This window comes from Fibrobacter sp. (genome assembly GCA_012523595.1).
In the GTDB taxonomy this organism is placed as follows: domain Bacteria; phylum Fibrobacterota; class Chitinivibrionia; order Chitinivibrionales; family Chitinispirillaceae; genus JAAYIG01.
This window is the reverse complement of record JAAYIG010000189.1, coordinates 1-4,922: the sequence shown is the minus strand read 5'-3', so window position 1 is coordinate 4,922 and position 4,922 is coordinate 1. Positions and strand designations below refer to the sequence as shown.

Here is a 4,922-nt window from a genome sequence, read left to right as displayed (position 1 = left end):
TATGTTCTCTGGTATCTTCAAATGGGAGATGATTTTCCGGTACATATCGCTGAGCACAATAAAAAGCTTGGAATCTATACAGTTATCAATCAGGATATTGCCTCTGTTGAGTTTACTCCTGAGAAAAATGAACAGCTTCTGAAAGAGATCGTCGATGGGAAATGGGATGATTACCTGCGAAGATTCGCCCGTCATGCCCGTGATCTGGATTACAAGGTGTACTATCGTTTTGGATACGAAATGAACGGGGACTGGTTCTCCTGGGGACAGAAAAAAAGATTGTTTGTCACTGCGTGGCGCCATGCCTGGAAAATCTTCAAGAAAGAGAAAGCAGACAATGTGGAGTGGGTTTTCAGTCCATCGGTGGTATGGGGAGATATGACATTCGAAAAAGACATTCTTCCTTACTACCCGGGGTATGAATATGTAGATATAGTTGCCCTTGATGGGTATAATTTTGGTGACAACCACACTAAGTATCATCAATGGGAATCCTTTTACGATGTCTATTCCGGTTCAATTGCCGGTTTAATGAATTTTGGTAAGCCCATGTGGATTGCTGAGATAGGATGCCCAAGCGATCCTCGCAGATATCAGTGGCTCCGCGATTTTCTGGAGTTTTTCGATACAAATGGATGCTTTGAGGTGTTTTTCTGGTTCAATGAAAACAAAGCGGGGGAGCCTAATTTTCGCATTGATGGCGATGATGCCTCGCTTCTGGTTTTCAGGGAGTGGGTCCAGAAAATCAACCGCAAATCAAAAGTATCGGATGAGATAGCGGGATTGGAAACATCTAAATTAAATTTGATACCCTGACAGATTCTCGGGATCTGCTAAACAGCCTCTTTTCCCTGGATTACATGCTTTGAAAGGAATTCCTGTGCTGCTTTATAGCCCTCCATGAGCTATTTTTTCTACCCTGATTGTTTGGTTAATAAGGTTCCATTGGTTTCAAATAGTGATAAAGAGTCTGAAATTTCCTCTTTGCATCTAAATACCATTTATAGTCCCGGATCAGTTCTCAGTGGCAATCTTCAGCGAACAAGAGATTCACAAAATCGCTTTCGGGCCTGTTATTGAAAATGGCAGGCGGTGCTTTGAAAAGAAGTGTGTCTCCGGACTGCACTTCTCCGGAGATGATATCATTGCCGGAGTAAAGGGGGAGAGGCTTTTCAGAGTCGTAATAAGCAGGGAAAATGGTGTCCTAAGGTTTGACTGTAACTGCGGGTTTTCCCTTGGCGGGGCATGTGAACATGTTATAGCGGTAATGATTGCTGCAAACTCTTCAAATGCCATTCAAACTGGTATTGACTGGAACTCACTGGAGGAAGATAGCTCAGGAAATCAGGAGATTTCCGATGAGCCTGAAGAAGAACCGCCTGAGGTCATCGAAGTAGCAGGAGAGAAACCCAGACCTCGTCTGTACCTCTCTGAGAGTGATCTGATGCTTCTGGTGGAACTTCGTTTTGCATACCTGAATGGAACAGTAGAGTTTTCGCGCTTTGATTCATCGAGCTACCGACTGGTACCTGAGGAAAACGGGATAGTATACAAAGTGATCCGCTCCAGGGCAAGGGAGACTTCGATCAGTTCACGTCTTGCGGAATACGATCTCGTGAGATACCAGACCGGTGTATTTACCCCATCCGGAGATTCAAGAATCTGGCTTCTTCAGGAACTTCCCAGGATCGCGGGTGATGGTTTTGAAATATACGGGCAGGAGAATCTCAGAACTATTAACGCACGCAGCACAGCGCCTAAACTCAGTGTGGCAGTTACTTTCAGGGAGGGAATATTTGACTGTGAAGTATCTCTGAGTGTCGGAGGAATTCATGCATCACTTGCAGCGCTGATAAAAGCAGTAAAAGAAAAAAGCCGGTTTGTACTTCTGAGTGATGGCTCATCGGGGATTATTCCGGAAGAGTGGCTGGAGAGATTTGCGGCAATATTTTCTGTTCTTGAGACCGATGAATCTCAGAAGGTTTTAAGAGCCAGACCTGCTCATCTCCCGATAGCTGATCAACTCTTCGAAATGGCTGATACGAGGAGAGCGGATGCGGAGTTTGAGCAGAAAAGGCTTGCTTTCCGTAATTTCTCGGGGGTCTGCAAAAAAAGAGTCCCATCAGGCTTTAAGGCAGAGATGCGACCCTATCAGGCTGCCGGGTATGACTGGTTCTATTTCCTGAAAGAGTATGGATTCGGAGGGTGTCTGGCTGATGACATGGGGCTTGGAAAAACTGTTCAGACATTAGCACTGCTTCTGAATGAAAAACAGGAGGGGGGCGGCCAGCCGTCACTGATCATCGTACCCGCGTCACTACTGTTTAACTGGCAGAGAGAGGCAAAAAAGTTTGTCCCGGAACTCAGTCTGCTACTCTATCATGGACCGGGAAGAGAGCAATATCTGGGTGTGATGCATATGGCTGATGCAGTCTTGACCACTTATGGAACCATCCTCAGGGACATCGAAAAACTGAAAGAGAAAAATTTCCATTATATAATTCTCGATGAGGCGCAGGCGATTAAAAACCCAACATCGGATATAAGCCGGGTTGTAAAAGAACTGCAAGGTTCATATCGTCTGGCTCTTAGCGGCACACCCATAGAAAACAATCTGGCTGAGCTATGGTCTCTCTTTTCATTTCTTAATCCGGGAATACTGGGAACACTGAGAAGTTTCGCTGAAAACTTCATCAGACCGATCGATAAAGATCAAAATGAATATGCCGCTGATTCTCTCCGCAAACTGATTTTTCCCTTTATTCTAAGGAGAACAAAAGAGCAGGTAGCAAAGGAACTCCCGCCGAAAAACGAGATCGTTATCTATACGGAGATGCTCCCCAGACAGAGGACACTCTATGAAATTACACGTGATATCTACAGGAACAGAGTTCAGAAATCCATTGAAAACGATGACATCGAGCGGTCGAGATTCCAGATACTCGAAGGACTGCTCAGGCTTAGGCAGATCTGCTGTCATCCTGTGCTTGTGGAGCCCTCTTTCAGCGGTGATTCTGGCAAACTGAGAGTGGTGTGCGAAAGGATACAGGAGATTACCGGTGAGGGCCACAGGGTACTTGTCTTTTCCCAATTTGTCAAAGTACTTGAACTGACCAGAAAGATGATATCAGGATACGGAATATCCAGCGAAATACTCACTGGAGCCACAAGGGATAGAAAAAGTGTTGTAGACAGGTTTCAGAACGGTACCGGTGGACCTGTTTTCTTTATCAGCCTTAAAGCAGGGGGAACCGGACTTAATCTGACAAGAGCGGATTATGTGATCCATATTGATCCATGGTGGAATCCAGGGGTCGAGAACCAGGCTTCGGACAGGGCTCACAGAATAGGGCAGACCCGGACTGTTTTCGTCTACAAGATGATAACAAAGGATTCGATCGAAGAGCGGGTAATGGAACTGCAGGAGAAAAAGAGATTACTTACAGACAGTGTGATCCAAACCGAAACCTCTTTTTTCAAACAATTGACTATTGATAATATGCTTGGGCTCTTCGGGTAAAAAAAATATTGCATAAAATTGAACTTCCCCAGGGATAATTGGATAATCAGGTATGAACCATCTTTAAAGCAGGAGGCTGCATAATGCTGTTTGAAAAAACAAAAACAGTGATGATGACTCTTGTGATGATAATCTGCCAGTTAAGCCAGTTAAGCTTACTTTCTGCTCAGGAATCCCCTTTTGGAACTGACACTTTCGGAATCACCAGGTTCTACCCGACTAAGGAAGGGAGCCGGGAGTGGAATTCAGCACACTGGGGGAATGGTATCGAGAGGAATGTACGGTATGCAAGAGACCCTTATGATCCGACAGACTGGACAGAGGATCACAGTGCCGGCACAAATGGATTCCAGATAGACGGAAATGGTGTGATGAATATGAGCGGCGGTGGTCCGCGCTTTCATATCAATAGTTTACGGACAACAAAGGGCAGCAGTCAGTTTTTTCTCAATGTCGAATTCACAGGCTATTACCGCCGTATCGGAACATCAGGAGCTAATTACGGGGGCATGGTAGTAGGTGTCCGCAGCGGTCCCCTCGGACATGGATCTAGTGGTGGTGATGATTGCGATGCTACTACCTATTATGCCAGGTTCCGTCATGATGGTAAGTGGGATTTTGAGAAAGAACTCAAGCATCCTTCCAGTGATTACTGGAGCAGCGGAGGTTTCCACACTCAGGCACCTCTCTGGGGAGGCAGGCAACTGCCTGAAAACCGTTGGATAGGAATGAAATATCTGGTTTACAACATTGACAATGACTCAAAGGTCAAACTCGAGCTCTTTATTGACAGCACAACCAACGGAGAGGCGACTGATGGTGGTAAATGGGAAAAAGTTGGTGAGGTCATAGATGATGGTAACTGGCCTGCGGCTTCCGGCACCATTACTGGCTGCAGCTATAGTGATCCCCACACTATCATTACCGAGGGACATGGTACTATACTGATGCGTACTGATGGAGATGGTGCAGATTATAAAAAAGTAACTGTAAGGGAGATCGATCCGGGGACTACATCTGTGCTGACAAAATACACTGTTGTAAATAAAAACAGATCTGAACTCAAAGTGTTTTCCAAAGAGGAATACAATCTCCTCGGACGTGTTCTGGGGAAAAGCACTAAAAAGCACCTCAGAGAGATAACAGTTAAAAAAGCCATCAGATTGCCATAACAGGAATCATCTGCAATTATAATTTGGTTTAATTTTTACAGTGCAGTTGAGATGAGAACACAATTTCAGAAACCGATACCGGTCCAATTTTGAGAACGGTGGTTTTCATTTCTGACAATTCTTCCCTCATGTATATTGCCTTTCATGAAAAGAAAACGGCTGCAAACTCCTCATGACCGTTTCTTCAAGGCAATGTTCGGCAAAACTGCGGTAGTTTCCAGTTTCGTTAG

General features: G+C 45.1%; 3 protein-coding genes. All 3 read left to right on the top strand.

Annotation, left to right across the window (positions count from 1 at the left end; genetic code table 11):
* Positions 1–21 precede the first annotated feature (21 nt).
* The 3 genes from GX089_12655 to GX089_12645 all read left to right on the top strand — a co-directional run bounded on the left by GX089_12655 (position 22) and on the right by GX089_12645 (position 4,692).
* Positions 22–816 (top strand): hypothetical protein, encoded by a 795-nt coding sequence (locus GX089_12655; protein ID NLP03340.1) that lies wholly within the window; start codon positions 22–24, stop codon positions 814–816.
* A gap of 208 nt (positions 817–1,024) precedes the next feature.
* Positions 1,025–3,520, top strand: coding sequence for a DEAD/DEAH box helicase family protein (locus GX089_12650; protein NLP03339.1), 2,496 nt, complete (start codon positions 1,025–1,027; stop codon positions 3,518–3,520).
* Between the two features lie 83 nt (positions 3,521–3,603).
* The gene (locus tag GX089_12645; protein NLP03338.1) at positions 3,604–4,692 is read left to right on the top strand and encodes a hypothetical protein; all 1,089 of its coding nucleotides are present in this window, start codon (positions 3,604–3,606) and stop codon (positions 4,690–4,692) included.
* The last annotated feature ends 230 nt before the right edge of the window (positions 4,693–4,922 follow it).